This window comes from Paraburkholderia elongata (assembly GCF_013177735.1).
GTDB classification, from domain to species: Bacteria; Pseudomonadota; Gammaproteobacteria; order Burkholderiales; family Burkholderiaceae; genus Paraburkholderia; species Paraburkholderia elongata.
On sequence record NZ_WOEZ01000186.1, the window covers coordinates 1 to 26,974 of the forward strand.

22 protein-coding genes and 2 pseudogenes are annotated in these 26,974 nt (G+C 60.5%); 2 read left to right on the forward strand and 22 right to left on the reverse strand.

The annotated features are described in order from the left end of the window. Positions 1–602 precede the first annotated feature (602 nt). The 16 genes from GNZ13_RS32475 to GNZ13_RS32550 form a co-directional block, all read right to left on the reverse strand. Positions 603–1,574 (reverse strand): LysR family transcriptional regulator, encoded by a 972-nt coding sequence (locus GNZ13_RS32475; RefSeq protein ID WP_172172218.1) that lies wholly within the window; start codon positions 1,572–1,574, stop codon positions 603–605. A gap of 322 nt (positions 1,575–1,896) precedes the next feature. Next, positions 1,897–2,652, reverse strand: a complete 756-nt coding sequence (locus GNZ13_RS32480) for an SDR family oxidoreductase (protein ID WP_172172220.1) — start codon at positions 2,650–2,652, stop codon at positions 1,897–1,899. Positions 2,653–2,731: 79 nt separating this feature from the next. Further along, positions 2,732–3,394 carry an amino acid ABC transporter permease gene (locus tag GNZ13_RS32485; RefSeq protein WP_216675115.1) on the reverse strand — a complete coding sequence of 221 codons (663 nt, stop codon included), beginning with the start codon at positions 3,392–3,394 and terminating at the stop codon, positions 2,732–2,734. Positions 3,395–3,405: 11 nt separating this feature from the next. Continuing rightward, on the reverse strand, positions 3,406–4,077 hold the full coding sequence (locus GNZ13_RS32490; RefSeq protein WP_172172224.1) for an amino acid ABC transporter permease: 672 nt from the start codon (positions 4,075–4,077) through the stop codon (positions 3,406–3,408). A gap of 10 nt (positions 4,078–4,087) precedes the next feature. After that, positions 4,088–4,909: an amino acid ABC transporter ATP-binding protein gene (locus GNZ13_RS32495; RefSeq protein WP_172172226.1), complete on the reverse strand. Its 822-nt coding sequence runs from the start codon at positions 4,907–4,909 to the stop codon at positions 4,088–4,090. Positions 4,910–5,062: 153 nt separating this feature from the next. Next, positions 5,063–5,917 (reverse strand): substrate-binding periplasmic protein, encoded by an 855-nt coding sequence (locus GNZ13_RS32500; protein WP_216675117.1) that lies wholly within the window; start codon positions 5,915–5,917, stop codon positions 5,063–5,065. 75 nt (positions 5,918–5,992) lie between these two features. Continuing rightward, a complete protein-coding gene (locus GNZ13_RS32505; RefSeq protein WP_172172228.1) occupies positions 5,993–7,144 on the reverse strand; it encodes a porin in 1,152 nt (383 codons plus the stop codon). 105 nt (positions 7,145–7,249) lie between these two features. Next, positions 7,250–7,645, reverse strand: a complete 396-nt coding sequence (locus tag GNZ13_RS32510) for a Rid family hydrolase (RefSeq protein WP_172172230.1) — start codon at positions 7,643–7,645, stop codon at positions 7,250–7,252. Between the two features lie 403 nt (positions 7,646–8,048). After that, positions 8,049–8,774 carry an aspartate/glutamate racemase family protein gene (locus GNZ13_RS32515; RefSeq protein ID WP_172172232.1) on the reverse strand — a complete coding sequence of 242 codons (726 nt, stop codon included), beginning with the start codon at positions 8,772–8,774 and terminating at the stop codon, positions 8,049–8,051. Between the two features lie 237 nt (positions 8,775–9,011). Beyond that, on the reverse strand, positions 9,012–10,349 hold the full coding sequence (locus GNZ13_RS32520) for an MFS transporter (RefSeq protein ID WP_172172234.1): 1,338 nt from the start codon (positions 10,347–10,349) through the stop codon (positions 9,012–9,014). A gap of 90 nt (positions 10,350–10,439) precedes the next feature. Continuing rightward, on the reverse strand, positions 10,440–11,165 hold the full coding sequence (locus GNZ13_RS32525) for an SDR family NAD(P)-dependent oxidoreductase (protein ID WP_172172236.1): 726 nt from the start codon (positions 11,163–11,165) through the stop codon (positions 10,440–10,442). A gap of 27 nt (positions 11,166–11,192) precedes the next feature. Further along, on the reverse strand, positions 11,193–12,488 hold the full coding sequence (locus tag GNZ13_RS32530; RefSeq protein ID WP_172172238.1) for a flavin-containing monooxygenase: 1,296 nt from the start codon (positions 12,486–12,488) through the stop codon (positions 11,193–11,195). Between the two features lie 499 nt (positions 12,489–12,987). Beyond that, complete coding sequence (locus tag GNZ13_RS32535) at positions 12,988–13,224, reverse strand: alcohol dehydrogenase catalytic domain-containing protein (protein ID WP_172172240.1); 237 nt, start codon at positions 13,222–13,224, stop codon at positions 12,988–12,990. A 184-nt stretch (positions 13,225–13,408) separates the two neighbouring features. Beyond that, the gene (locus GNZ13_RS32540; protein ID WP_172172242.1) at positions 13,409–14,140 is read right to left on the reverse strand and encodes an SDR family NAD(P)-dependent oxidoreductase; all 732 of its coding nucleotides are present in this window, start codon (positions 14,138–14,140) and stop codon (positions 13,409–13,411) included. 165 nt (positions 14,141–14,305) lie between these two features. Then, complete coding sequence (locus GNZ13_RS32545; RefSeq protein WP_216675118.1) at positions 14,306–15,163, reverse strand: MBL fold metallo-hydrolase; 858 nt, start codon at positions 15,161–15,163, stop codon at positions 14,306–14,308. A gap of 136 nt (positions 15,164–15,299) precedes the next feature. Next, positions 15,300–16,268, reverse strand: coding sequence for a quinone oxidoreductase family protein (locus GNZ13_RS32550; RefSeq protein WP_172172244.1), 969 nt, complete (start codon positions 16,266–16,268; stop codon positions 15,300–15,302). A 103-nt stretch (positions 16,269–16,371) separates the two neighbouring features. On the opposite strand from GNZ13_RS32550, the gene GNZ13_RS32555 reads away from it, so the two are divergent. Continuing rightward, positions 16,372–16,965, forward strand: coding sequence for a TetR/AcrR family transcriptional regulator (locus GNZ13_RS32555; protein ID WP_172172246.1), 594 nt, complete (start codon positions 16,372–16,374; stop codon positions 16,963–16,965). A 10-nt stretch (positions 16,966–16,975) separates the two neighbouring features. Here GNZ13_RS32555 and GNZ13_RS32560 read toward each other — a convergent pair whose 3' ends face one another. From GNZ13_RS32560 to GNZ13_RS32570, 3 genes and pseudogenes are all read right to left on the reverse strand, one after another. Continuing rightward, positions 16,976–17,854, reverse strand: coding sequence for an NAD(P)-dependent oxidoreductase (locus GNZ13_RS32560; protein WP_172172248.1), 879 nt, complete (start codon positions 17,852–17,854; stop codon positions 16,976–16,978). Positions 17,855–17,874: 20 nt separating this feature from the next. Further along, positions 17,875–18,345, reverse strand: coding sequence for a MaoC family dehydratase (locus GNZ13_RS32565; RefSeq protein ID WP_172172250.1), 471 nt, complete (start codon positions 18,343–18,345; stop codon positions 17,875–17,877). Positions 18,346–18,360: 15 nt separating this feature from the next. Continuing rightward, positions 18,361–18,555 (reverse strand): annotated as a pseudogene (locus GNZ13_RS32570) (acetyl-CoA C-acyltransferase); the annotation flags it as partial. Between the two features lie 748 nt (positions 18,556–19,303). Between GNZ13_RS32570 and GNZ13_RS52920 the strand changes: the two are divergent. Then, positions 19,304–19,531: pseudogene (locus tag GNZ13_RS52920) on the forward strand (DDE-type integrase/transposase/recombinase); the annotation flags it as partial. A gap of 226 nt (positions 19,532–19,757) precedes the next feature. Here the strand turns inward: GNZ13_RS52920 and GNZ13_RS32580 are convergent. From GNZ13_RS32580 to GNZ13_RS52925, 3 genes are all read right to left on the reverse strand, one after another. Then, complete coding sequence (locus GNZ13_RS32580) at positions 19,758–20,492, reverse strand: OmpA family protein (RefSeq protein WP_236002295.1); 735 nt, start codon at positions 20,490–20,492, stop codon at positions 19,758–19,760. A 68-nt stretch (positions 20,493–20,560) separates the two neighbouring features. Beyond that, positions 20,561–25,432, reverse strand: coding sequence for a beta strand repeat-containing protein (locus GNZ13_RS32585; RefSeq protein ID WP_328807331.1), 4,872 nt, complete (start codon positions 25,430–25,432; stop codon positions 20,561–20,563). Next, complete coding sequence (locus GNZ13_RS52925; RefSeq protein ID WP_236002296.1) at positions 25,433–26,662, reverse strand: ESPR-type extended signal peptide-containing protein; 1,230 nt, start codon at positions 26,660–26,662, stop codon at positions 25,433–25,435. Positions 26,663–26,974: the final 312 nt, after the last annotated feature.

The window sequence follows — 26,974 nt, forward strand, 5'->3', positions numbered from 1 at the left end:
CGCGACAGCTGTTGCAAGGTCTTCTTCTCCGGTTCGCTCAATTCAACAACGTATTTCATCGGCAGGTCGTCGGGTTCGGTTACCCATCAGACTTGATATCGTGAAATTCGTTTACTCGAAACACTTAATAGCCAATCAACTAGCGAATGATGTTTCCTAGCGGGAATTCTACTCCCACTCGATTGACAACCACCTGCCGCAAACCCAACGCTGTGCCTCGCTCGGGTCCCATTGCGCCCACCGATACCGTCAGCGATACCGGCATTCCTTCCGGGCACTCAACGGCTTTAGGGGCGCCGCATTGGAAGGTCAACGCCGCCCGCCTTAAAAAAAGAAAGCCACGCACCCCTCAAGACGGCTTGGGAGGTTGATACCGTCAGGTCACGCCCTTTTTCAACGCGATCATAGTCGAAACGGCCATTAACAAACCCACAACGCAAGCAAATGATCGACCGTTGCCCGCGTTCAGATGAAGACGTCGGCAGGAACACCACATTCATAAAAAAACGATCGCGGTACGATCGGGCCTGCGCGCCGCCCGCAACTCAAGCTGTTCCAGCGACCATCGAGACAAATGACAGCAGGCCCATTCCCGGCCAACATCAGGGGATGTCGCGCGTATTGTCACCGTGTCTTTCGGCCGAATGCGTGTCCGAATCGAGGTGCGCATATCGTCTTTGAATGCGCGCGAGATGGTCACGCATCATTTGAATCAGCACACGCGTCGATGCCGATAACGGGGCGTCGTAGCGATGAATGAACGCAAAGACCTCGTAAAGCGGCGGATCAAGGGGCGTCCACCCAAGGCGATCTGCGTACCCCAATTGATGAAGGATCGGTTGTGACGCAATGACATCGCCCACGCCTTGTGCAGCCAGCTCGAACCCTGTCTGCTGATGATCCACTTCGATGATCGGATTGAGGATCACCCCGGCTTTCTGCGCCCGGGCTGTGAGCGTCGTGCGAATTGAATCGGAGGTATTCCAGCGGGCCTCCGTCAAAATGAGAGGCGCGGCCGCTATCTCCTCGATGGTTTTCGGCCGTTCGACTCTGCTCGGCTCCGCGCTGATATAGCCCACGCGTGCCGACCACACCGGCTCGCTGACCGCGAGGTTCCGCTCATTCAGCGGAATCATGACGAGCCCCGCTTCAAGTTCGCCGCGGCTCACCGCCTCGGCAATCTCAGACGAGTTGTTCCCCACGATCTTCACCTTCATCTCGGGGAAACGGGTTCGAAACTCCTTGATCAGGTCCGTTAGAAAGTAGTGGTGCGCGGTTCCGAATGTGCCAAAGCTCGCGACGCCGCCCTTCAGTTCTCGAACCGACTGGACCGCCTCGTAGCCTTGTCGCGATGCGGTGATGGTCGCTTGGGCGAATGGCTGAAGCCGCCGACCCGCTTCGGTCAGCATGAGCTTCCGGTTCGTGCGAATGAACAGCGTAGTTCCCATCGACTCTTCCAGCCGAATGATCTGGTCAGAAAGCGTCGGCTGCGCCACGTTCAGCAGCTCCGCTGCCTTGGAAAGCGTGCCGTGTTCGATAGCGGCGAGAAAGTAATGGAGCTGCTGGAGCGTCATCGCTGTCTTGGTCGTTGAAGAAGTCGGATTTCAAGCCGATCGACTCGACCGCTGGACAGAACTCAGGATGGATTCCACCCGTCGCGTTGTCCGGTTTCGATACGGCGTGCAAGTCCATGCGTCGTGAACCCTCGACGGCCTCATCGGTGCAACCTGCCGCGAGCTCACGGAAGCCCGGATGATCCCAGCATTGTAGTCCCTGCCAAAATAGCGGCTCGATTAACGAGCGGTGCTCGCAGAGCGGCTGCCGCGAAAGAACTTCACTTCGCAAAAAGCGGGCACGGCTCCGCGTCGCCCGCGTGGGCGCCCTCGATAAAGAGCCCTATTTCTCGTACGACACGATCTGAGATCCACAGGCCGCCTGATCCGTGGGGAACACCTCGATACGAGAGACATCGACGTAGTCGGGCAGCGTCATCGCCCGGCCTACGAGTTCAGCGATATGTTCCGGCTGAATCGAGCGATAACCGTCGTAGAGTTTCTCCTTCGCTGTCGTGTCGCCAAGCGCCGTCCGGTAGAAGTGCGTTTGTACGCGTCCCGGTGCAATCTCCGTCACACGGACTCCGCTGCCAAGCAGATCGCAGCGCAAGGCATCGCAGAACATGCTGATACCCGCTTTCGTGGCGCTGTAACCCGCGCAATTCGGATGCGGATACCGCCCAGCGCTCGATCCGACAAAAAACAGATGGCCGCGCTTTCGCTCCAGCATCCCCTGCAGGGCCATGTGCGCGATATGCAACGGCGCCCGCAGATTGATGCCGAGCATCAAATCGATATCCGTCTCCGGTCTCTCTCCAAATTTTCCCGTGCCGGGCAACACGCCCGCGTTGTTCACCACGACGTCGATCTCCTCCCGCATGAACAGTTCAGCGAGTCCCGTCGTGTCCTGAAGATCGATGACGGTCGTCGCGACATCGCATTCGCGCGCCAGGCTTTTCAGTTGTTCGGCATCGCGATCGATCGCGTGAACCCGCAGTCCTTCGCCCACGAGCCTTCGGGTAACGGCGCGTCCGATACCGCTCGATGCGCCAGTGACAACAGCGGACTGGTACGGCAAACTGCTCGTGATTCGACTCATGATTCCTCGATGAAGTGGTTGCTTGCAACAAAATCCATCCGACAACGCGTGTGCCAATCGCCTCGCAATCGTTCGCGCGTCAATATGCATAACGGCGCAGCAGGCGGCTTTCGACCACACCGACCAGCCGCGTAAGTGGAAACGCAACGAGAAAGTAGATCACGCCGACTGCGGTGAGAAACTCCAGCGGACGAGCGGTGTTGTTCGAGATGTTCTGACCGACGAACATCAGGTCCGCGATACCTACACTCGAGATGAGCGCGCTCTCCTTGAAAAGACTGACCACGTTCGAAAGCAACGGCGGCGTCGCCCGCAGCAGGCCTTGGGGAAAGATCACATACAGGATCTTGACTCTCGGAGTGAGGCCGAGCGCGACCGATGCATCGTGCTGCTCGGAGGCGATCGATCTCAACGCACCGCGGAATGTTTCGCTCGTAATGGCGACCATATAAAGCGTCAATGAAAGCAAAACCGAAACGGCCGGTGCGATCGAGACGTTAAAAACGACCGGCAGGCAAAAGAACATCCAGAACAGTTGAATCAGCAGCGGTGTCCCCCGGAAGAACTCGACGTAAAAGCCCGTCGCCGCCTTGACGAGGCGATTCGAAGACATCCTCAGCAAGCTGAGAACGAAACCCCCAAGGCTTCCGACGATTGCGCACCCAGTCGTAAACGCCAGGGTCATGCCGAGTCCACGCAAGAGGACGGCGACGTAGGGATAGACCACGTTGATGTGGGACATCTGCATTCTCCTCAGCGCTGAATTGACAGATCGTGCCGACGCTCGACCATCCGTACGATCTGTGAAGCCGGAATCGAAAGGGCGAAGTAGATCAGAGCAACGAGGCTGTATGTTTCGAGCGGCCGGTACGATTCCGTCGCCAGTTGGCTGCCGACGTACATCAGGTCCCCCACAGCGACGATCGCGACCAGCGCACTTTGCTGAAGCGCTCCGATGCCATTGGTCATCAGGACCGGTGCGGCCATGCGCAGCGCCTGCGGTAACACCACATAGAGTGTCCGCTGCCAGGGACGAAGCCCAAGTGCAACACACGCGTCCAGATGCTCCTTGGGTACGGCCTGCACGCCGGCGCGATACGCTTCCGCGTTGAACGCCGTGACATTGAGGCCCAGAGCCAGGATCCCGAGCGGCACCGGAGCGATGAAGAAGTCGAACATCATCGGGATGCAATAGAAGAACCAGACGATCTGCAACAGGGCCGGTGTACACCGAAAGAACTCGATGAACATTTGCGCGGGCCACCTGAGGAATCGCCACTTGCTCATCGTGACCAGACACAGGAGAAAGCCAAGCGTCAGGCCCATCAAATTGGACGCGACGGTCAATTCAAGGGTGATCTTCAGTCCGCTCAACAGAAGGCCGAGCTTGCCATGGAGGAAGTCGAAATCGAAGTGATAGTCCACGGTGAACTCCTCAGTCGAGATGCAGGACTTTTTCGAGAAACTCGCGTGTGCGAGCTTCCTTCGGCTGACGGAACAGGTCATTTGGCGGCCCCTGTTCCACGATCGAGCCGTTTGCACAAAAGACGACCCGCGTGCCGATATCCCTCGCAAAGTGCATGTCGTGCGTCACGATGATCATCGCCATCTTCTGCTCGGCGAGCTGCATCATCACGCTTTGTACTTCCACCACCATCTCGGGATCGAGCGCCGATGTGACTTCGTCAAAGAGCATCAGTTTCGGCTCGAGCATCAACGCACGCGCGATGGCGACACGCTGCTTCTGTCCTCCCGAAAGCTGGCTCGGATACGCGTGCAGCTTGCTTTCGAGTCCGAGTCTCGCGAGATACTTCCGGGCCCGCTCGGTCGCCTCCTTCCGTGACAACCCGCCTACTTTTACGGGCGCAATAATCAGGTTGCCCAGCACGGAAAGATGAGGGAAAAGCGTGTAGTGCTGAAACACCATCCCAATCTGCTTTTGCGTCTTCTTCTCGAGCTTGCTGGGCTTGCTCCGATCAGGACTGTAGATGTACCGCTCACCTTGGAAGCGGATTTCACCACCCTGAATGCCTTCCAGCCCCATCATTACGCGCAGGAGTGAGCTTTTGCCACTACCGCTAGGGCCGATGATGACCAGCCGGTCATCGGCGCGCATGTCGAGCGTCATGCCGTTCATCACGACCAGATTCTCGCCGTAGGACTTATAGACGTCGCGGAACTCGACAAACGCCGGCTCGCCCGTCGTCTCACACGCTACACTGGCCGGGTCGAGTTCGATGCAGGTTTGAACATTCATGGTGGCATTCCAACTTTAATGTCTTGCCTTCGAAACTGGCTGCAACGGAGATTCCATCTCTCCGCGAACAACTTCCAGTCGCTCCAGCACAACTATTGCGTTACCGTATCTAGCGCCGCCCGCGTTTTTGGGGCGACGCCGCTTCCCGACGCTTTACTTATCCGACGCGACGGTTGCATCAACGGCCTGCTTGGTGAGCTTGTCATTCGAGCCATTTTTTCTCTGTTCTTCGATGTACTTGTTCAGTACGTCGATGTCGGCATCGGACATGGCTTTATTCATCCCGAAGCAAGCGGGTTGCGGAACGAGTTCGGGCTTCGGCTGGAACACCGACAATGTATCCGGGTGAGCGGCGACCACAATCAGGTTCGTCGCACTGTCATCGGCCATGAAGTCGGTGCGCTTCGACATCAGAGCGAGCCGTGTTTCGTCGGTGCCCGGAAGCCGCATGACGTTCGTCGTCTTCATTCCAGCGCCCACCGCCTTGTCAGCGATCGAACCCGACATGACCGCCACGGAGAAGTCCGGCTTGTCGAGATCTTCAACCGTCTTGGGTGGCGTCTTGAGTTTCGGGTTGTTCTTGTTGTAGACGAACGTCACGCTCGAATACACAACCGGGGCCGAGAACTTGATCGCCTTGGCTCGCTCTTCGGTATAGCTCAACGACATTGCGAGATCCCACTTGTTCGACTGCACGCCCGCAATCATGTTCGGCCAACTCGTGTCGACGAACTCCGGCTTGACGTGCAGGACGTCTCGCGCGAACCCGCGACACAACTCGGTGAACAGACCACCGTACTGCTGAGTCTTGGCGTCGCGCGTGACATACGGCGGGGTAATTCCGGCTCCGCACCGCAGAACGCCGGTCTCCCGAACTTTCTGCCATGTGTTGCCCACTTGCACTTCCGCATGTGCGCTGGTCTGGATTGTCAGAGAGCCGCAGGTAGCAACGGCTGCGATCATGATGCGTACGGGTACACGACTGATTCGAAGGGTCAAGATGTTCATATATGCTCCGGATGTGAAACTGCAAGCGACTCGACGAGTGGCTGCAAAGGCGATCGATGTGAGAAAGCGGCCCGCTTAGAACTTCTGAACCATGCCGACGCGGAGGGCGACCTGGTGGTTGGTGGATGAGGCCGTTCCCGTGACCCCTTCGAAGATGTCGGCAGGCTGCGACGCGCCCGCCGCGATCTGGTAAGCCCCCGACAGGTAGACCTCCGTGCGCTTGCTTAACTGATAGTCGACCATCAAGTTGATCTGGTGGTACTTCGGCGCGGCGGACGAGTAGCCGATGTCGCCATTCGTGAATTCATATCCGAGCGCAAGCGTGGTGGCCGGATTGAACCGATACTGTCCCCACGCTTCGTACGTATTGAACTTCACGGTCGCGCTCGAGCCGTTGGCACGGTCGAATTTCACGTTGGAGTAGTCCAGACCCAACATGGCGCTGCCGAGCTTGTATGTCCCGCCGACGGCGACAACCTGCTCGTTCGAAGGCTGTCCTATGTAGCTGAATATGCCGGTTGCGCCTACGGCTGCCCCAGTCGTATTCGGTTGATAGCTTCCTTCCGAGAGGAACGTTCCGGGAGACTTCGCAAACAGGTATGCCGCTCCGATGTTCAGGTTGCCGACCGTGTAGCCTGCGCCGCCACTCCACAGTCCGATCTTGCTCGTGCCTTCCGTATTCGCGTTCGTCAACGCCATCAAGCCGCCGAACGTCAGTCCATGAATGTCCGGACTCGCGTACTTGATCGAGTTGTTGACCCGAAACGAGTTTGCGCTGTTGTCGATATCGTTGGCATGCCATGCCACGCCGCCCCAGTTGCCCGTCATGGTGACCGGCTGGAAGTAGTCAACAACTGAGTCGTACTGACGGCCCAGCGTGACCGTACCCAGCCGGGCGTCGGACACGCCGACCCAGGCCTGTCTGCCGAATTCGCGTCCGCCCTGCGCCAGCGAACCGTTCACCACGTTAAAGCCGTTTTCCAGCCTGAAGATCGCCTTGAGTCCGCCACCGAGATCCTCTTCGCCTTTGAGGCCCCAGCGGCTTCCATAGATTCCGTCGTAGGTTCCGTCCTGCATGTGATAGAGCTGCTTGCCACCGCTGTTATTCGTGAAGTCGAGCCCTACGTCGATGACACCGTACAGGGTGACCGACGACGACTGTGCATGCGCTGCTCCGCATGCGAGCGCAGACACCGCGACGACCGTTAGCTTTCTGTTGATTTTCATTACCCAATCTCCAAACAATGTCGAAAGTCGCCCGGACGGAACCATCAAGCCCGGTCTAGATATTTCTGTTTTATGACGCTGCATCGACCGGTCGGCGGCGTTCCTTCAAGCTTCTTCCCTGATCGCAAAGGTTTCGATCTCTACGCGCTGCCACTGACGAAGCATCGAATCGACTTGAATTAGCGTGCTGGCCGGACGAATCGAATCGAACGTCTCGAGATGCGCCTTTGCGACCGCTTCCGCATCATTGATGTCGCGGACGTAGACCACTGTACGAACCACATCTTCAAAGCGCATTTCCGCTTCCACGAGCACCTTCTGGATCACTTCGATGATTGCCCGCGTTTGCGCGTAGGCATCGCTCTTCTCGTGTGCCGGCGGAGCGCAGGTGCCGGAGATGTGCAGGTGCGGCCCTACTCGCACGGCGCGCGAATAACCGAAGACGCTCTCATAGGCGCCGCCTGATGAGATCTTTTGGCGAGCAGTGACTTTCGAATTCATACTTGGATATCCTCAATTAATGCGACTTCATCGGTGCTCGCGACTTCGATCGCAGAGCGATTTCCGCACGATGGTCATGCAGTCATACGGGTGGTTTGTGGATGGTGCAAAGCAACTCGTGAACTGGGTTCTTTACTTCGTTATCTTCACGTTGAATGCAGTATCGGAAGGCCAAAATGCGGCGTGAAGGATAGGGTTGCCGGTACCACCCAAAGGCATTGGCTATGGAAGATTTCCAGAGGCGATTTGAAATCGCATGTGAAGCATCGAGGCTCGGGAAATCCCGCAGCGAGCGCGAAAAAAAAGCCGAGGCGCAACGCCTCGGCTCTCTTTAACGACACCAGCACCGAACGATTCTCTTGGCTAATCGACTACCTGAACCTTGCCGTCGAACGATCCAGCTTCAGAACCACGTACGCGCACCAGCAACGGCCTGACGCGCGCGCTCGACCTTGTCACGATCTGGTGTCTTGAAGGTCGGTCCCATCGATTTGGTCAGGCTTGTCGTACGTGCAATTCCGATCATCGCTTCGAGATACTTGATTGCAACGGTCGTCGAATCCACTACGGGAACACCCGTATCCGCCACGTGCGTGTAGCCGACGCGTCTCAGCAACGGGCCGAAGTAGGCGCAACCCACCAGGATCACGTCTGCACCGTCGGCGATACAGGTTAGTGCGGCCTGCTCGAAACGGGGGATGAATTCCCTTACAGGGTCCGTCACTGCGCTCATCAGCAGGCCACCGTCGGACTCCGGCGATATCGACCGCACCGGACGCGCTATGGCGCGTTCACCGAAGCCATACGCCAGCACATCTCGTTCGATCGCGATCGCAGTCTTCCGTGAAACGGTGACCACCGCAAACCGATGTCCCATCGCCATCGCCGCTAGCATCGATTGTTCGCCGACTGACGCCACCGGGATGCTGAGGACTTCTCTCGTCTCCCAAAGCGGATCGTTCCAGCAGCCGAGGAATACCCCATCGAAACCGTCCTCCTCGGCGCGGATCGCCTGATCCATCATCAGCACGGAGTTCATGTGCTCCGCGTACGAAGACCGTGTGAAATTGGCACTGCCGTCGCAGAATCGATATTCGATTTCGTTCCCAGCCGCGAGCACTGGATTCATCGTCCTTTCGATGGTGCTCCAAAGTTGCTCCATCTCGGGCACTTTCGCCGTCGGGTGAACCCAGCATATACGCATCACTGAACTCCATTTTTATCGAGTGAACGCATCAGGCGTCATTACTCTCCTGTCACTCAAAGACGACAAGAAAGCGTACTTGACACGCAGCACCAGGGCATCGGTTTGCACCGATACCTGCGTTTTGCGTTCGAATCGCGCAGGATGATCTGCGCGGAGGAATTACATCGGAAGCGGCTTGCCCGTCATATCCTTGACAAATCTGAGCGCAATCAGGCCGAGCACTGCACCGCCCATTAGATACCACGCCGGGATAACCGGATTGCCTGTTCGGTGGATGAGCCAGGTATTGATGAGTGGCGCGGTTCCTCCAAGCAAGGAGACCGATACATTGTAGCTGATGGCAAGGCCGCTATATCGCACGGGAGCGCGGAATAGAGAAGCAAGCGTCGCCGGCATGACGCCCTCGAAAAGCAGTTGGGCGAGAACCAGCATCATCAGGCCGGCGAAGACAATCACCACGCTCGAACTGCTCAACAACTTGAATGCGGGAATCGCGCCGAAGATGATCGCCGCGCAGCCCAGGCCGATCATCTTTTTAGCGCCTACACGATCGCCCAGCCATCCGGCAACGGGAATGAAGGCAAGCATGACGAGCGTGGCGATCATTGCCAGAAGATTGCCGAACTGCACGGGATGCCCGACCACATCGGAAAGGTAGCCCGGAATATAACCAAGCGCCACGTAGTAGGTGATATTGAACACGGCGGTGAGTCCCGCGCATTTGAGAAGTTGCGGCCACTCCTCGATAAGAAGCTGCACGATGCTTTTGCTCTTGGCGAGTCCTTTCTGATGCTTCTCGTTTTCTTGCATTTGCTTGAAGACCGGCGACTCATCGACGTTAAGCCGGAGATAAAGCGCGACGAGACCTGCGAGACCGGCGACCACGAACGGAATGCGCCACCCCCAAGCTTCCATGCTCGCCGTACCCAAAGAGAACGTAAGCAGATTGACGAGCGCTCCTCCGAGAAGGAAGCCGGATATGTTTCCGAACTCCAGCCAACTTGTCATGAAGGTGCGCTTCTTGTCGGGCGAATGCTCGGCGATGAACGTGCACGAGCCGCCGTATTCGCCGCCGGTCGAAAGGCCTTGAAGCAGGCGAATACAAAGCAGGAGAATCGGGGCAGCCAAGCCGATACGTTCATATCCCGGCAGGATGGCGATACAGAAGGTCGCGACCGACATCAACGCGATGCTCAATGTCAACGCGATCCGACGGCCATAGCGATCGCCGATCGGTCCAAAGACAAAGCTGCCGATTGGGCGAATCAGGAAACCAGCCGCAAATGTCGCGTAGATCGAAAGCAATTGGGTGGCGTGATCCTCGTTTTTGAAGAACACCCTACCAATCGTCGTGGCAAGCGACGAATAGAGCGCGAAGTCGAACCATTCGATCATGTTGCCGCAAGTCACCCCCACGACGGCACGGCTAAGCGAAGCCGTAGACGTGTGATGATCGCTCGGTGGCGCGTCGAATTCATGCATGTCGCGCGGTGTCATGCTTTTGGTAGTCATCTTGAATCTCCTCCATCGGTCCATGCCGATGCAGCACGGTCGCCGACCGGCTGCACGTCTCGGTATGGCGGGTGCTCAACGCATGAAGACGCCGCCGGCAATGCAGACGGTTTCCCCGGTAATGTAGGACGGCTCGTGAGCAAGGTTCCATGCCCACCCAGCGATCTCCTCGACGGAAGCGGCGCGTTTGAGCGGGATGCCCGGAAGCGCTGCTTCGATGCGTCCGCCCTTGCGCGTGCCCTCAGTATCTACCCAGCCGGGGGCGATCGCATTCACCGTGATGCGACTCTCGGCCAACTCGATCGCCAGCGAACGCGTGATCGACACGACGGCAGCCTTCGACGCACTGTAGAGCAACTGGTTGCGCGACACCGCAAATGCGTCGACCGATGCAAAGAACACCATCGTGCCGCCCTGCTCCGGGCCGATATGCTTCGCACCGACACGGGCCACGTTCAGCGTGCCGAGCACGTTGATGTCGAAGATGCGCCGGTAGATGTTCGCGTCGTAGCTGTCGAGCGACGAGGTCGGGAACACGCCCGCTGCATTCACAACCGCAGCGAGTCGCGGCTTGCCCGTCAGAGCTTTTTCGACCGCCGCGCTCAGGACCGCTTCGTCGCTGATGTCGGCGATGACAGTGGTGATGTTTTCGTCGACCTCGTGGGCGGAGTGCGCCACGTCAACCGCCAGGACATGCCAGCCTTCATTGGCAAACTTCAGCGCCGTCGCGCGGCCCATACCCGAGTTCGCTCCCGTCACGATTACGCTCTTCTCGGGTGAGCGTTGTTTCAATGTCGTCATTTCCATATCTCTCAGGTCTAGTCGTGATCAGATTGCGAGGTCGGGTTCCACTTCCTGCGCAGCTACGGCCTTGTGATCCAGCGTATCGAGTTGCTGATTGCTCTCGTCGAGGTTCGCCTGCCAGAAACGGCGCACGATGTCGATGCGCGAATCCGGGGTTTGCATCTGGCTGAAGCGCTGCGCCAGATTCTTGGTGCCGCGCTCACGCATGGCGAACAGGCGCCCTATCAGACGGCTTTGCGCGCAATACACCGGCCACTGTGCGCCACGCGGCGCCGCCAGGCCGACGAAGTACAGGGATTCGAGCGACGTCGGGAGCGTCATCGCAGCCGTGCGCAGCGGCACGCCGTCGCGCCATTCGAGCAGTGACCTGTCGATGAACGGCAGCGTCGTCTTGAAGCCGGTTGCCCACAGGATCGTGTCGTACTCGGCGTCCGTGCCGTCGGTGAAGAACACGCGCTTGCCCTCGATGGCACGCAGTCCCGGCGCCACCTTGATGCGGCCGTGCTGGATCCAGTAAAGCAGCAGCGAGTTCACCACCGGCGGCTGCTTCTCGAGGTCGTAGGTCTCCGGTGCGGGCATGCCCGGATAGTTTTCGTGCGAGCCGAGCACGGTGTTGATCAGTGTCGAAGTGACCATGTTCGCCATCTCGGGCGGCATCGCGTTCAGGAACGGCAGCTCCGCACGCGGGCGGCCGAAGAACGTCTTGGGCTGGAACACCTGGCCGCAGCGCATCGCAATCGTGACGTCGAACCGGCTTTGCGCTGCATCGACGGCGAGATCACAGCCGGAGTTGCCGAAGCCCACGACCAGCACGCGGCCTTCGATTTCGCTCGTGTTCCTGTACGACCCAGAGTGGATCGAACGGCCCGTGAAGCCCTTTCCAACTGCGGGAATGTTCTGGTCCCACAGGTGCCCGTTCGCGACGACGACACCCTTGTAAAGGTGCTGCGAGCCATCCGAAAGCGACACGCGCCAACCGTCACGGCCTCGCTCGCCCAGCGGCTCGATGCGCTCGACCGCGGTGTTCAAACGGATCATCCGGGTCAGCCCGTACTTTTCGGCGTAGCTGACCATGTAGGCCGCGACTTGCTCGCGGCTCGGATACATCGGGTACGAGTCCGGCATGGGGAAGCCGTCGAAGAACGAGCTGCTCTTCGGCGTGATGAGATGCAAGGCGTCGTAATCGACGTGCCAGTGGCCGCCAACCCGGTCGCTCTTTTCGAAGCTGTCCACGGCGAAACCCTGCTCCGACAACGTCTTCACGGCCGCCAGACCGGCTGCGCCCGCCCCAATTACGCAATAACGTGCTTGATTCGACATCGATATCTCCATCTGTCTGACTGTGGTCGCGAAATGCGCCAAACCAGTCGGTGTCAACGTGATGGCAGTATCGAAATACCAAAATCCTGCGTGAAGATTGCGCGGTTGGTGGCTCCCATAGTGAACGTCTATATGAAAGCTATTTGCAAGCGTTTTTCCACCAATCGCAGGCGCCGGACAAGACGCGCGCCAAGTCACCCGGCGTCTATTGTCCTAGGCAGCGCGCGGAAGGGCGAAGGAGCCGTGTCTCATCATCGGTGCTTTGATAGGGCCCCATCGACGGACCGCTTCAGGGGAGAACTGCCGTTTGAATGTCCGAGCGAAGGCATAGGTGAATGACGGCTCATGGCCGAGGCTGTTGAAAAAGTCGGTGATGGTCGTTCTAACCCGGTTTTCATGGGTCGCTTTACCCTTAACCGATGCTCCCGAGCGGTTTGTGGGGCGATCAGACAGGTCGAATATTTCGCTCGTGGTGTTAGGGCGACGCGCTACGACTTTTTCAACAGTATCGGCCATTAGCCAGCACGCGCCCCGCACCCTCGTTGCCGATAACAGATGGCAACTCGGGATGCACCGAATACCAGCCCCGCGCGACGAGAATGTCGCTGAAGTTGACTGGGGCATAGTCGACCGCGACCATCACCTGGCCCGCGCCCGGATCGCCGGGTTCGGGCAACTCACGGAATTCAAGTCCCGTTGCAGGTTCGCCATATGCGGTGAGCACAATCCCTTTCATGATGAAACTCCTCTTCGATGGACGCCTAAGTAGATACGGCGCCCGGACATACCTGATAGGGCATCGGGTTGCGGAATGTCGTGTATTGCCACTGCATGCCGAGACCCCGCCAGATACGGAAGCTCGACAACCCTATCTTTAGCGAACAAGGCGGCGGTGTCCCTCGGAGCGAATCAATTGACGGTCAGATCTGCGCTCTGCCCCCGTCCACGAAGAGTTCGATGCCCGTGACAAAACTCGAATCATCCGAAGCGAGAAACAGAGCAGCTTTGGCAACTTCGTCGGCTTTCCCCATGCGTCCCATCGGGATGGTAGATAAAATCCTCGCAATAGCGTCCGGAGGCTGCTGGCCAATGATCGGGGTATCAATTGGCCCCGGGCTAAGGACGTTTGAACGGATGCGACGGTCCTTCAACTCCACAGTCCATCCTCGTACGAAATTGCGGATGGCGGCCTTGGTCGCGCCGTATACCCAGAAGGCAGGCGTCCCTTTGGCGCTCGCGACGGAGCCCGTGAGAATGATCGATCCACCGTTATTCAAGAGCGGCAGAGCCTTTTGGACGGTGAAGAGCACTCCCTTCACGTTGGTATTGAACAGTTTGTCGAAATGCGCTTCAGTAATATTGTCCAAGGTGGCGAACTCAGCGATGCCAGCGTTGGCGAAGACGATGTCGATTCTTCGCCCTGTCGCGTTGACGTTCTCATAGAGACGATCAAGATCATCCGGATTGGCGACGTCTCCATGGATGCCGATCACATTGCCCCCGATGGCCCTCACGGCTTCGTCGAGCTCCTTCTGGCGACGGCCGGTGATGAAGACGTAGGCGCCCTCGGCGACGAAGAGCTTCGCGGCGGCGAGGCCTATCCCTGACGAGCCGCCGGTGATGACGGCCACCTTTCCCTGCAACCTATCCATAGCGACTACTCCGTTGATTGCTAATTCCGGTTGGCAGCGCCTCTGGGCTGGCGGTCAGCTGCCAAAAAATAGCCGGACGCCCATGCGCGGCTGCATTCGAGGGTGGTTTGCGCGTATCAACCAACGCCGGCCAGTCAGTCGATCCTCTCCTTGGCCGTCTGGCGGCTAGACCTCGAACCGGAACGCCGCCCCGTCGCGCTTCACATGTCCAGCTGTCGGCGCGGCGTAGTGGGTGCCGATGACCAGGATCGGCTGGTCGGCCCATTCGGCGAACATCTTCGCGCGGGTGGTCGTCGCGGCCTGGGTGTCGCTGTCGAGGCTCGTGGCCCAATCGGGGTGCGCCATCTGGCAGGGATGGTGGGCAATGTCGCCGGTGATCACCGCGCTCTGCCCTTCCGATTCGATCATCACGCTGACATGGCCCGGCGTGTGGCCAGGGGTTGGCCTCAGGCGCACCTCAGGCGAGATGCGGTGATCCATCTCCACCAGTTCGGCCAGGCCGGCGTCGAAAATCGGCCGCACGCTGTCGCCCATGATCGCCTGCTGCTCCTCGTCGCCCTCGTTGTTCCAATGTTCGAATTCGCGCTTGCCGATCAGGTAGCGGGCCTTGGGAAAGGTGGGAACCCACTTGCCGTCCACCAACATCGTGTTCCAGCCCACATGGTCCACGTGCAGATGGGTGCAGATCACGGCGTCAACATCGTCGCGGCTCCAGCCCGCGTCCGTCAGGTGTTGCAGGAACGACGTCGCCAGCGGGTTTCCGCCCACCAGACCGCGCGGCTTGTCGTTGCCGATGCAGGTGTCGACCATCAGCCTCAACCCAGGCGCCTCCACGAGCAGGGCCTGGACGGAGACGTTGAGCGAACCATCCTCGTTGGCGAAGTGCGGATAGAGCCAGGGGCTGGCCCTCAGCGCGTCCGGCGTCGCGTCCCGCAGGAAGAAGCTCTCCGGATCGTAGGGAAGCGACATCAAAATCTCGACCACACAGGTTATCTTCACCGAGCCCACCTGCCAATTCAGCATAACGTCCTCCTGATGGTTGCATCGCGTCGAGGAAATCTCGTCCGCGCAACGTCTGACTGCCTGGAGCCAGGATAAGCAAATCGCCTCAATGAAACGGGCGCGCATGGGAGCCGCGAATATCCGCTTGTCATGTCGGTCACATCGTTAAAATGACTTTGCCAAACGGCCTATCCTCTATCAGGTGACGCAAGGCTTCGCCTGCTTCGACGAGAGGGTAGACCCGCTCGACGATCGGCCTGACTGATCCGCTTACGATTAGCGGGATGATGTCCTGCCACGCAGTGGCGATTGTGGTCGGTGACTGGGCGAACAGGGAGAAGCCAGCCATCCGCGCGCGCTTCCAGATCAGGTCAGTGACATCGATCGTGGTTTTGCGTCCTGCGGAATAGCCCAATGTGATCAGGACACCGCCGAGACCCAGGCTGTTCAACGCCTCACTCGTCACAGTGCCGCCGATGCTCTCGATGACGATATCGACGCCCTTGCCGGCCGTTATCCGACGAACGCCGTCGGCGAGACCTTCCGCGGTGAGGTCAATCACGTCCTCGAAGCCAAGTTCGCGCGCTCTCGCGGCCTTCGCCGCACTGCCAGCCGTGGAGATCACCTTGCCGGCGCCCTGCGCCCGCGCGAGCTGATAGGTCGCGTTGCCGACCGACCCGCCGATTCCTGGAGCCAACACCGTCATACCCGGCTTGAACCCGGCCTGCGTCAGCGTGATCTGCGCCGTTAGATAGGCCACCGGAAGGCTAGCCGCGACGACGTCCCCGATCGCGTCAGCCGACGCAAGATGTTCCGGCCTCACCAGCAGCCATTCCTGCCATGCGCCATTCTCACCAACGCCATAGGGTCCCGTGAACATCACGCGGCTTCCCACCGCAAGCCCGGAGTCGCCTGCGTTCTCGATGACACCGACGCCCTCATTGCCGAGCACCAGCGGCGCCTTGGCTCGAGGGTGTCCACCCGACAGGACCGTGTATTCGAGCGGCGTGACGCCGGCGGCCGTCACGCGAACCAGCACCCGGTCTTTCATCGGTTGCGGCTTGGGTAGTTCGATCTGCCGCAATCCGCCATAGCCCGAAAAGGTTTCCGCTTCAATCACACGCATGGGTACCACCCTTTAAAGTAACATACCTGTACGTAACTTTCATACTAGGTACAGATCTGTTACTTTGTCAATCAGATAATCCGAATGAAAGGAGTTTGCGGATATGAAGGCAGGAGCCCGACCCCGGCGGGGAGCCCCACCAAAGGGCGAAGTCAGCGCACGCGAGCGTATCCTCGCGACGGCAAGCGACCTGTTCTACCGCGAGGGCATCCGTGCCATCGGCGTCGACACGGTCGTCGAGCAATCCGGGGTGTCGAAGACGAGCCTCTATCGCGTATTTGAGTCCAAGGACGCGTTGATCTCCGCCTTCGCCGCCGAGAAAGACCGGTTGTTCTGGGTGTGGTGGGATGACGTTGAAGAGAAGCACGCTGAGGACCCGCGCGCCTTGTTAAACGCGCTGCTATCTGGAATCGCGAAACGGATTGCGCACCCAGCCTATCGCGGCTGCCCCTTTCTTAACCTGGTGACGGAGTTTCCCGACGACGACTATCCAGGCCGGGTTATCGCCCGAGATAACAAGGCGGAAATGCGGGCGAGGCTCGCAGCGATCGTTGCCAGGGTGGGCGTGAGTAATCCCAGGCGCACCGCGTCTCAGATCGCGCTGGTCATCAACGGCGCCTACGTCACCGGTTTGATAGCGGAGTCGGGTGATCTAAGGGGCGACCTCATCGACGCTGCCACGAAATTGCTGGTCTAGTCGAACGCGATCATTTGCCGGAATCGGTTCTTGCCTCGAGCGCGCGGACGACGGCCACAATGTCGGCCTGTCCGTGCCCCAATGCCTGCGTCTCACCGAATAGCGTGTAGCAGACATCCAATAGTGGCGACGCGACCCCGGCTTCTCTCGCCGCCTCCGCGATCAATCGATTGACCTCCAGCACATTGGTGATCGACCCCTGGACATCGAAGTCACGCGTCACCAGCTTGTGAATTTTCAAGCGTGAGATGTCGCTCGCCATCTGACCGGCGTCGACGATGGCACGGAACTGCGGCATGTCCAGACCATGCCGCTCGGCAAAATGAGCCGCTTCCGCAAGGCCGGTGACCGTGGTCATCAGAAACAGGTTTACCGCGAGCTTCATGAGAAGCCCGCTCGGAACCGGGCCGCACACCATCGTCTGATGGCACATTGGCTCGAGCAGAGGGCGGACGCCTTCGATAGCCGCGTTTTCGCCCGCCAGCATCGCCACGAGCTGGCCCGCCTCGGCGGGCTTGCGCGAGCCTGAGACGGGCGCTTCCACGTAGCTGCCACCGGCGTTGCGAATGTCGGCCTCGAGTCCGCGCGAGTAGTCGGGCGAGGTCGTCCCCATGTGGACGATCGTGTGGTGCGCAACGTTCGCGCTGAACTGCGATGTGCCGCGGCCGAGGACGGCGTCGATTGCGTCGCCGTCGACCAGCATCAGGAATACCACTCGGGTCCGTTTAAATACCTCGGCAGGATGGGTCGCGACGGTTGCGCCGGCCGCTCGCAACGACTCGCATCTGTCAGCGGAGCGGTTCCAGACAACGAGTTGTGTGCTAGCGCGGGCCAGATTGAGCGCCATGGGCTGTCCCATGACGCCTAAGCCGATGAAACCGATGTCCATGAATATCCCGCCTTCCGGTATCAAGACGAATGTTGTTTCCGGCGCGGCACAACCATGTTCACGACATGCACGAGCACGGCCTCGTCGTCCTGGTTCAACGTGGTCGTTCGGAGCTTGATCAGCCCCTGCTCCGGACGAGACTTTGACGGTCGCACCTCGATCACCTCGCACTCGACGCGCAACTCGTCACCGGGACGCACCGGCCGGGGCCAGCGGCACTCGTCAAGGCCAGCGCCGATAAAGCCGCCAGCCGGCTTGAGTTCGGTCTCAATCAACAACCGCATTGTCACGGCAGCGGTGTGCCAGCCGCTGGCGGCCAGACCACCGAAAATCGAGTGGCGTGCCGCCGCCTCATCGAGATGGAAGGGCTGCGGATCGAACTCGGCAGCGAACGCGAGGACCCGCTCCTTGTCGATGCGCAGCCGCCCTGAGCCGAACGTCTGCCCCACTGCAAAATCTTCTAGATAGCGCTGCTCGTTCAACTGATCCATGATCCCGTCCCAGCCTTATGCAATGGTTTCGAGCGCGAGCCCAATATCTTCCCCGCCGCCGATGCACAAGGTGACGATGCTTCGTTCGAAACCATCACAGCGCATCGAATGGATAAGACGGGTGGTGAGCACGGTCTCTGTTGCCCCGATCGGGTGGCTACCGGCGATGCAGCCGCCTTCGACATTGACGATGTCTTGGGACAGCCTGAGAAAGTCTCTGGTTCTATCACCCGCATGGCTGCTCACAGTAAAGTGACTAACCTGTAAGTAATTTTAATATTACGGACAGGTCTGTTACTTTGTCAAGCGAGAAATCGGAACGGGAGGAGCGTGCAGCCGAGCCTGGATTCCTTTTTACCCTTTCGGATGACACGCGTTGATACCGGCGGCAAACGCAGCTTCGACCATGCGGACAAGCGACGACTAATTGATGCCTGTCAGGAACCGGGCGCATCGCTGCCGGGTCTGGCCCTGAAGATTGGGTGAATGCCAACCGGTTGCCCGGTTCATCTGCGCGAACAACCTCGTGCCCCCGTGAGGGATGGCATGCCCTCTCCTGCCATGCCCGAGACGCATGCCGCCCTGCTTACAAGGTCTTTGTCGCACCCTTCACGGAAACCTATAATCGTTGCAGCAACATACATCGAAAATTTGTACTACGAATCTATTTTCTGATTACTGAACTCCTCGCAGGCTAGGAGTGTACGGCCGTCGACGCCTGGAAGTGTGCGTCGGTGGTCTTCGCCGATCTTCGTGATGGTGCGGAGGGTTCTGGTGCAAATTGGAGACAGTGAATGGGTTCGAGTCGTCGGACTACACGAACTGATGACGGACGATGAGTAAGTCGAAGAGCCTGGACAAGCTGTTCGATGGGCGACACTTTGATCGCGAGATCATCCTTCTGTGTGTTCGCTGGTACCTGCCCTACAAGCTTAGCCTGCTGCCCGCGGACACTGAGATCAGATCTTCGAAGTACTTGAACACCCTGATCGAGCAAGACCATCGCAACATCAAGTCCCGGACAAAGGTCATGCTTGGCTTCAGGCGGTTCACAAGCGCCACAACCACGATTGCAGGCATCGAGTTGATGCATCGCATTCGCAAGGGTCAGTTCAATCTCGCAACGCTCGACCTCCAAGACACCGCTACACCGGCCGTTTGGAATGCGGTCGCCTCTGGTCAATAAGCTATCCTATCAAAATCAACCTCCTCGACTATTTCCGCTATTTGCACCAGAGCCGTCTTGGACGACCATGCGGTGGACATGCGAGGGATGGTTTGGGGCGTCGCGCCGGCTGTGGCGCGACGTGCACGCAAGCTTAGCGTATAGCGTACCTTGGCAGGGCCGCGCGTGTACGCCCAGCGCCGAACGTTCACTCGTTCATCGCGAGTCGATTCGGCACTGAGCCATCTCACTGTGCCCGAACTTCGATGGAGACCCGCCTGTCCGATTGAAGGCAAGCGATAACTGCCCTGCTCTCGCCGACCGGACATTGGGTTGTTGAATCACGGGACCCCACTCCCGTCGCATGAATCACTTCACCGTCGAGCCCATGATTGATCATGTATTCCCGTACCGTTTGTGCACGCGCCAGTGACAACGGCTGGTTGACCGTTTCCGGCCCGGGGCGGTCGGTATGGCCTACGACCGAAATGGACTGAACACCCCTTCGCTGCTTGATACGCGCGATGACCTGCTCGAGGTTGGCCGCTCCGCCCGGCAATATTGAAGCCAGGCTGGACTGCCCGAAAGCAAACAGGGTATCGGTTTGCAGCACGAACTGGGCGACCGTTTGCGGCTTGGATGCGACCGGCTGCGAGGCCGCTGCAGGCGCGGTATCAGGTGCGCCACCGCACGCGAAGGTGAGCCGCCGCGTTACATCGGTTTCGTCATTATCCGATTGGAGGCGCCCGATCTTCTGCACCGCGCGAACAGGTTCTCCGCGGCATATCTGCCGGGCCACCTTCATACATGTGGCAGGTCCCTCGAAGATCCCATGACATTCGACCTGATGAAGCCTGGAACCGTCCGCGGTCGTGACCGTATAAGCGTTAAACGTCGGCCCCGAGGCACTCGAACATCCGGCAAGAAAAACCAGGCTCAGCGATAAACCCCATCCATAGAGTTGCTTCATTGTGTTCTCCATACTGTTTTTCGTACTGCCGGTTCGGAACAGAACGATGTTGTCCGCATTTGAGCAAAGGCGTCTGCGCCCTACCATTGCATCGCCGCGCCCATCCCGAAGGTCGTGCCGCCAGGGCTCATGCCAACGCCTGCTTTCATCTTGATGTTTTCGGTGATACGAGCGGTTCCCCCCAGCGCGACGGCCTGATAGCCGCGGAAGCCCGCCGTGCCGATGCCAAACGACAACGTTTTGTCCTTGTCGACCTCCGGAATCATCGTCAATGCCGTCGCTGCGGCGATACCGGAATAAGCGTTGCGCGCGACCGAGTTAATTCCCGATTGCAACTGGTCCACCCGTTGATCGGTATAGGCATTCGCCTGCGCGAGCCCGGCATTGAGCTGGTTCACGTTGACTGCGTCCGTCCCCTGCGTTCCCGCAGCCACATTCGCCACTTGCCGCGTGTCGGCAAGCGAGCCGACGGATACCACGTTGCTACGCCCCCCGTCCGTGCTACCGGCACCCAGCGCCACCGAGTTATTCCCACTCGCGGCTGCGCCGACACCCACAGCGGTCGCTCCCGTCGCGCTGGCTTGCGAACTGTTGCCGACCGCCGTGCTGTTCGAGGCGGATGCCGACGCGCCTTGCCCACCCGCCGACGAATTCGGTCCCGTGGACGCCGGTGGCGTCGGCGTCCCAGGCGTGGACGAGAAGCTGCCGCCGGTGTTGGTGGTCCGCTGGTTGATCAGCGTGGTCAACTGGGTTGACACCGCGTCCAGTTGCGAGACGTTCACCGCGTCGGTTCCGGCCTTGCCGGCTGCCACGCCGGTGATCTGCCGATTGCCGATATTGACCTCGCCCGCGGACGACTGCGGACTGCTCAACCCGTACGCGATGTAATTGCTCAACGCGCCAACCGTTGTCACCGATCCCGCGCCCAGCGCGACGCTGTTCGCCATCGACGCGCTCGCGCCTGAGCCCAGCGCGACCGCATCGACGGCGCTGCTTTGCGCACCCGAGCCGATAGCCATGCCGCCTGCGTTCGCAGCCTTTGCGTTCGCCCCTTGTGCGATCGACTGGGCGCCACTTGCGATAGCGCCGCTGCCGAGCGCAAGCGCATCGGCCTGGGCCGCGTTCGAGCTTTCGCCGATCGCGACGCCGCCCGGTGCCGTCGAGTCGACTATGGCGCCGTTGCCGATGCCCACGCCGTTGTCACCGTTGACCACCGTCGTCGGTCCGACGGCAATCGACTGCGCACCGACCGCCAGCGAATCCGCCGCCGTCGAATTCGCGTGAAAGTACATCTGTCCGGTAACGGCGAACGACGACAGCGCACCGGCAAGCTGCCTGATGGTGACCGCATCTTGTGCCTGCGTGCCGTCCGCGACATTGGTCAACTGGAGATAGGTGTTGCCGGCCGCGCTGCCGAAAGACAGTGCGCCGAGCAAGGTTTGATCCGACGTGTTGAAGGGAATCGCATGGGTGCCGTTCGCAATTGAACCGATGCCGGACAGGACCACGCGATTGGACACCGATCCCGAGCCGATCGCGACCCCGCCGGCCACCGAGGCGCTCGACAGGGCGCCCAGTGCAAGCGCGTTGTCTGCCTGCGCGGCGGCGCCGTTGCCGCCGGCGAAGCTGCTCACGCCGCTTGCCGTCGCCCCCACGCCCGCCGCCAGCGCATTGGCGCCGGTGGCGCCATCGTTGTTGTAGTTGCCGCCCTGCGTGCCGCCATCGTTGACGCTGTAGTAGTGCGTCTTGCTGGCCGTCACCACGTTAGCGAGGCTGTCGACCGCCTGATCCGTCGCGTACAGCTGCGAACCGTTCACTGCATCGGTGCTGGTCGCGCTCACCCGGCCTGCCGCCACATTGGTCACCGTACGCTCGTTACCTGCGCTGCCCACGCTCACCGTGCTCGTCGGAGCAGTACCCGCGTACGTGTAGGCCGTGCCGTTGATCGTGTCGCCGGTCGTCGCCACCGCCGCAGCAGTTGTACTTCCTGCACCCAGGGCCACCGCGCCGGCGTTGGTGACCGTGGCTCCGGAGCCGATCGCGACGCCTTGCGTCGCCGCGGCCGACACCGTTGCAGCGTCACCCAGGGCGATGGCGCCGGCATTGTTCGCTTGCGATGCATTGCCCAGCGCGACAGAGCCCTGGCCGGTCGACGTGTTGGCATTGCCAAGCGCAACCGCGCCCTGACCGTTGGAGGTATTGTTGGCGCCCATCGTTATCGCACCGGTGCCGGTCGCCGAGTTCGGATCGCCGATGGCGACCGCGCCATTGCCGCTGGCAGTATTGCCCACGCCAATCGACACGGCCTTGCCGCCTGTCGCGGTTGCCGTCTGACCTATCGCGATGGCGCCGGCCGTATTCGCAGTTGCCCCAGTACCTTGGGCGATCGAATTGCCGCCGGTGGCTTGGGCTCCATTACCCAGGGCAATGTCGTTGGCCGTCGCCGGTGTGCCGCTAACGCCGGCAACCGCATTCAGACCCTGTGCTATTGAATCGTTGCCGAAAGCATTGGCAGCTGGCCCCACCGCAATCGCGTCGGTACCGCTCGGAACGCTGTCCGCCAGAACCGAATTGGTGTGGAAATATTTGATCCCGGCGCCATTGTTGATGTTGGAGATCGCCGTGGTATTGACCGTTACCTGCTGGTTGGTTGCAAACAGCTGCGAACCGTTCACCGCGTTCGTGCTCGTGGCGCTCAGTTGCCCTGCCGCCACATTTGCAATCTGCCGTTCAGCGCCTGTCGTGCCCACGCTCACGACACCTGCCGGCGCACTGCCGGCAAATGTATAGGCCGTACCGCCAATGGTCGCACCGGAGGTGGCGACAGCGCCGGTTGTCACAGTGCTGCCCTGGCCCAGCGCAACATTGCTGCCGGTCGTGCCCGCCGAAATGCTCGCGCCCTGGCCCAATACCGTCGCATCGGCGTTACCGTTGTCAGTAGACTGGTTGCCCAGCACCGTGGAGGATGCACCCGTTGCGCGCGCTCCGAAACCACCGGCACTGGCATTGGCTCCGCTCGATACCGGTTGTACTGCCGTCACACTGTTGTTCGATACAAATGGACCAGACTGGCCGTTGACGATAGACGTCACATTCTGGTTCGTTGCAAACAATTGCGAGCCATTCACAGCGTCCGTGCTCGTTGCGTTCAACGCAGCCCGCGCCATGTTGGTAATCGTCACCGGGGACCCTGCTCCCGCTCCGCCAGTCGCACCGAGGGTGATCTTCGTACCACCGGCCGCGTCGTACTTGACCGCGATATTTGCCGTGTTATCGATATTCGTATTCAGCGCGGTCAAAGCACCGGCAACCGTCGTCTGCGCCGTGGGTCCGGTCACGGCCCCCGTACTGCTGACGCTGTTGACCGGCTGGCTAAAGCCGGTGAGATTGCCGGTAGCCGCGCTATAGCTGGCGCCGCCGCCCAATGTGCTCGCTGTCGACGTGCCCAGATTGTTGACGCCGGTGAAGACCGTATTCAGTTGCGAGCCATTGACGGCATCGGTGCTGGCAGCCGAAATCACGCCCGCTGCCACGTTCTGCAGTTGCCGCTCCTGCCCGGCCGAGCCGACCGACACCACGCCATTGGCCGCGCTCGCGATGCCGGCCGCCGTGCCGCCGTAAAGCGCAGTGGTGCCCGTATGCGGCGCCGCGGTCGCACTTCCCGCACCGAGCGCAACGTCGTTCGCGTTGCTTGCCGTCGCGTTCGGTCCGATCGCGACACTGTTGGTGCCCAGCGCCTGGCTGTCCGGTGCACTCGAGTTAGCGTGGAAATACTTGATGCCCGGCGTCGTGCCCCCACCGGTCAAGGCGTTGACCAGGTTCTGCACTGAGGTATAGGTGTTACCGCCATAGCTCAGGCTGGTGGTCAGCGCACCCGTCGTGCTGTTGTAGGCACTGCCGCCACCGAGACCCGACGCAGCACTGTTGCCCAGGTTCGTGACCTGCGTACCGACCGACGTGATCGCCGTATCGGCGGCGTATAACTGCGAGCCGTTCACCGCATCTGTGCTCGCCGCCGTCACGCGGCCGGCCGCCACGTTGGTGATCTGGCGCGGCGCAGCCGACGTGCCGACGCTGACCACGCCGGCAGGCGTGCCGCCCGCGTAGGTAAACGTCGTGCCGTCGATCGTGCCGCTAGCCGTCGGCACCGCGGCAGAGGTCACCGACGCGCCTTGGCCCAGTGCCACGTTGGAGCCGGTCACGCCGCCGGCGATACTCGCGCCCTGGCCCAGCACAGTGGAGTCAGCGACCCCATTGTCGGTTGCCTGATTGCCGACCACTAACGAGGCGGCCCCTGTCGCCGTCGCACCGAAGCCGCCGGCGACAGCGTTCGCGCCCGACGATACCGGCTGTGTCGACGTCACCGAACTATTGGATACAAACGGGCCTGCGGTGCCGCTGGTCAGGTTGTTGACGGCCTGGTTCGTCGCATACAGCTCGCTGCCGTTCACCGCATCCGTGCTGGTTGCGCTCACGCGGCCCGCCGCGAGGTTGGTAATCGTGCGTTCGCTGCCCACTGAACCCACGCTCACGGTGCTGCCGGGTGTCGCGCCTGCTACCGTGCTCGTGATGCCGCCCACCGTGATGCTGCCCGTATCCACCGCGGCGGCAGTTGTGCTGCCCGAACCTAACGCAACCGCGTTCGCGTTGCTGGCCGACGCGCCGGCACCCAGCGCAATCGCATGAGCCTGATTGGCCACCGCTGTATCGCCGAATGCCAGCGCGCTGGCGCCGGTTGCGTTGCTCGCGTTACCCAGCGCAACCGCGCCCTGGCCATTGGCGATATTGCTGTTGCCTTGTGCCACCGCACCATCGCCCGTGGCGGTATTGTTCGCGCCCACGGCGACAGCACCGTTTCCGGTCGCGGTATTGGGATCGCCAATCGCAACCGCGCCGTTGCCGCTGGCGGTCTGCGCCTGACCGAGCGCCACCGCGCCCGTCCCGCTGAGCACCTAAGAGTTCTGTCCGCCGGCGAACGAACCCGCGCCGGCTGCCGCAGCGACGGTGCTGCCGTCGCCGATGGCGACCGTGGAGGCGGCGAGCGCACGTGCGCCATTGCCTATGGCAGAGGCATTTGTGGCGTTAGCCGTCGCTGAGGTACCCATGGCGATGGCGTCGGTGTTGGCTCCCGTCTGAGCCGAATCGCCTATCGCAATGGACGAGGAGCCACCCGAGCTCGCGCCAGAGCCAATCGCAATGGCGCGAATGCCCGACGCCGCGGCGCCAACCACCGTCGCTGGGGCAGACGAGCCGCCTTCAGCGACAGAATCCGCTCCGCCCAACGCTATCGCATTAGCACCGCTCGCTTTGGAGCCGTTCATCATGCCGAGCGAGTTGAGCCCTGTGGCGGCGGCGCCCGCCCCCAATGCCACTGCATTCTGTGCCGAGGCTGTGGACACTGTGCCGGCGGCCAGCGAAGAGGGACCGGAAGCAGTGACATCCGTGCCAATGCCAATCGCCCCCGCCGCCGTTGCACCCGTGCCTGCGACGGAACGCGGCCCAAGATAAACGGCGTTGAGGCCGCTGGCGATGGACTGAAAGCCGAGAGCGACGGCATGCGTCCCGGAGGCAGTGGCGATATAACCCATTGCGACGGCTGCAGGCCCGCTCCCCACCGCCTGAAAGCCAATCGCGGTGGCATAGTCGGCGTTAGAGACGACGTCAGTGCCAATACCAATGGCCGACGAGCCGCTAGAGGTGACATCCGTACCGATGCCAATCGCCGACTGCGCGGTCGCGCCGGTACCCGGAGCAGTGCGCGCGCCCACGTAAATGGCGTTGGTAGCAGCCGCAATGGCTTGAAAGCCGAAGGACAAGGCATTAAGTCCCGTACTGTTGGCGGCGTAACCTACCGCAGTGGCTCCACCCCCAGAGGCTGTGGACTGAAAGCCCACGCACGTGGTGCTGCCGCTATAGAAGTTGAAGGGTGCCGCCGAGCAGCTCACCTGCGCCTGCGCCTGCGCGGCCCATCCGCCCGCGCCAATCAGCAACAGAACCGTCAGGACACGCGGATTGAAACCGTACAGCGCCGAAGCACCATGTTCACCATGCTCGCCGCTGCGCCCATCGCATACGGAGGCAGCCGCCACTGACTTCCCCTTGCCGCGCGACTTGTCCAACTCCGACGCGGCTACAAAGGCACCTAGCGCTTTATTCCAGATCGACCGATATACCTTGTTCATGATCGTTTCCTCAAGAAGTAATGTGGCAATGCGAATTTCTTAAGCACGAGCGTGTGCGCGCACCTCTATTTATTAAGGATACCTATTTATGCAAGCGAAAGCTTTGGCTGCCGCGTGCGTCGCTTTACCGTTGAAACTGCAACACCTTGCTGCCGCCCCCGATGGATGGCGAATCCTTAGCGCGCACGAATCTGTCCTCCTGACGAAGGAGGTTACGCGCCCAGGTGATCGATGAGGATCGGCTAGATAGCCAGTTTTCCGGCGGCCGCACCGTTCAAACGATCTCCGGGTCGTGGGTTATGAAGGTCCGAA

Excerpts from the sequence above, each read along its gene's own strand:
- GNZ13_RS32475 (WP_172172218.1), bottom strand. The coding sequence starts at position 1,574 with ATGACGCTCCAGCAGCTCCATTACTTTCTCGCCGCTATCGAACACGGC.
- GNZ13_RS32480 (WP_172172220.1), bottom strand. The coding sequence starts at position 2,652 with ATGAGTCGAATCACGAGCAGTTTGCCGTACCAGTCCGCTGTTGTCACT.
- GNZ13_RS32485 (WP_216675115.1), bottom strand. The coding sequence starts at position 3,394 with ATGTCCCACATCAACGTGGTCTATCCCTACGTCGCCGTCCTCTTGCGT.
- GNZ13_RS32495 (WP_172172226.1), bottom strand. The coding sequence starts at position 4,909 with ATGAATGTTCAAACCTGCATCGAACTCGACCCGGCCAGTGTAGCGTGT.
- GNZ13_RS32500 (WP_216675117.1), bottom strand. The coding sequence starts at position 5,917 with ATGAACATCTTGACCCTTCGAATCAGTCGTGTACCCGTACGCATCATG.
- GNZ13_RS32505 (WP_172172228.1), bottom strand. The coding sequence starts at position 7,144 with ATGAAAATCAACAGAAAGCTAACGGTCGTCGCGGTGTCTGCGCTCGCA.
- GNZ13_RS32510 (WP_172172230.1), bottom strand. The coding sequence starts at position 7,645 with ATGAATTCGAAAGTCACTGCTCGCCAAAAGATCTCATCAGGCGGCGCC.
- GNZ13_RS32515 (WP_172172232.1), bottom strand. The coding sequence starts at position 8,774 with ATGAATCCAGTGCTCGCGGCTGGGAACGAAATCGAATATCGATTCTGC.
- GNZ13_RS32520 (WP_172172234.1), bottom strand. The coding sequence starts at position 10,349 with ATGACACCGCGCGACATGCATGAATTCGACGCGCCACCGAGCGATCAT.
- GNZ13_RS32525 (WP_172172236.1), bottom strand. The coding sequence starts at position 11,165 with ATGACGACATTGAAACAACGCTCACCCGAGAAGAGCGTAATCGTGACG.
- GNZ13_RS32530 (WP_172172238.1), bottom strand. The coding sequence starts at position 12,488 with ATGTCGAATCAAGCACGTTATTGCGTAATTGGGGCGGGCGCAGCCGGT.
- GNZ13_RS32535 (WP_172172240.1), bottom strand. The coding sequence starts at position 13,224 with ATGAAAGGGATTGTGCTCACCGCATATGGCGAACCTGCAACGGGACTT.
- GNZ13_RS32540 (WP_172172242.1), bottom strand. The coding sequence starts at position 14,140 with ATGGATAGGTTGCAGGGAAAGGTGGCCGTCATCACCGGCGGCTCGTCA.
- GNZ13_RS32545 (WP_216675118.1), bottom strand. The coding sequence starts at position 15,163 with ATGCTGAATTGGCAGGTGGGCTCGGTGAAGATAACCTGTGTGGTCGAG.
- GNZ13_RS32550 (WP_172172244.1), bottom strand. The coding sequence starts at position 16,268 with ATGCGTGTGATTGAAGCGGAAACCTTTTCGGGCTATGGCGGATTGCGG.
- GNZ13_RS32555 (WP_172172246.1), top strand. The coding sequence starts at position 16,372 with ATGAAGGCAGGAGCCCGACCCCGGCGGGGAGCCCCACCAAAGGGCGAA.
- GNZ13_RS32560 (WP_172172248.1), bottom strand. The coding sequence starts at position 17,854 with ATGGACATCGGTTTCATCGGCTTAGGCGTCATGGGACAGCCCATGGCG.
- GNZ13_RS32565 (WP_172172250.1), bottom strand. The coding sequence starts at position 18,345 with ATGGATCAGTTGAACGAGCAGCGCTATCTAGAAGATTTTGCAGTGGGG.
- GNZ13_RS32580 (WP_236002295.1), bottom strand. The coding sequence starts at position 20,492 with ATGGAGAACACAATGAAGCAACTCTATGGATGGGGTTTATCGCTGAGC.
- GNZ13_RS52925 (WP_236002296.1), bottom strand. The coding sequence starts at position 26,662 with ATGAACAAGGTATATCGGTCGATCTGGAATAAAGCGCTAGGTGCCTTT.